At 51.6% G+C, this 219-nt stretch carries 1 pseudogene; it reads left to right on the top strand.

What is annotated here, in order from left to right:
* Positions 1-102, top strand: a pseudogene (locus ACP7IZ_RS13940) (IS5-like element ISMex42 family transposase); the annotation flags it as partial.
* Between the last annotated feature and the right edge of the window lie 117 nt (positions 103-219).

The raw sequence follows: 219 nt of genomic DNA, 5'->3' as shown, positions 1-219 counted from the left end.
CTCAAGGAGTGGCGCGCTGTCGCAACCAGATATGAAAAAACAGCAACGTCGTTCCTCGCGGTCATCCACATCGCTGCCGCAGCAGACTGGATCAAGCTCTAACAGGCCCTACAGTTGCATTTTGTGTTGAGTTCTGAATCTATGGGTAACCATGATTCAGGATATGATGAGTGGCGGTACGTCTGTTGAAGAGACGCTGGAATTATGGGCGCGCTCGCT

Origin of the sequence: Acetobacter sp. AAB5 (assembly GCF_050106715.1) — a bacterium.
GTDB classification, from domain to species: domain Bacteria; phylum Pseudomonadota; class Alphaproteobacteria; order Acetobacterales; family Acetobacteraceae; genus Acetobacter; species Acetobacter oryzifermentans.
Note: the sequence above shows the minus strand (reverse complement) of the source record. Positions and strands in the feature narration are given on the sequence as shown.